General features: G+C 51.3%; 1 protein-coding gene. It reads right to left on the bottom strand.

Features of this window, described 5'->3' with window-relative positions:
- Positions 1 to 55: 55 nt before the first annotated feature.
- On the bottom strand, positions 56 to 431 hold a 376-nt coding region (gene tnpB / locus IV91_RS0114465), incomplete at its 5' end, for an IS66 family insertion sequence element accessory protein TnpB (RefSeq protein WP_084190135.1).

Here is a 431-nt window from a genome sequence, read left to right as displayed (position 1 = left end):
TCAATCGGTTATGTTGATTTTTCGGGCATATTTATGAATTATTTTCACCCTGATTTCAGGTGGCTGGCAGACGGGAATAGCGCTTGCGAAAGGATTTGGGTTCAACCCCCTCCAGCAGGAGTTTGAGATGGGTCCAATCGGTTTCGGAAGAGCGGATCTGACCCCAGTCAGAGACAAACCTTCCAACTTCCAATTTTTTGCTCCACAGACAGAAACCGGAGCGATCCCAATACAAGACCTTGACCTGGTTGGCTCGCCGATTGATGAAGCAGAACAGGTGTCCGCTCAAGGGGTCCTGCTTCATTTCGTTGCGTGCCAGGGCATAGAGTCCGTCATAGGACTTGCGGGCATCTACAGGTTGACCGTAGATGAAGACCCGGACCCTGGCTTCGGCAAAGAACATCAGTTTCTGGTGAGGGTCAGTACCACCC

The organism is Ferrovum myxofaciens, assembly GCF_000735045.1.
Lineage (GTDB): Bacteria > Pseudomonadota > Gammaproteobacteria > Burkholderiales > Ferrovaceae > Ferrovum > Ferrovum myxofaciens.
Note: the sequence above shows the minus strand (reverse complement) of the source record. Positions and strands in the feature narration are given on the sequence as shown.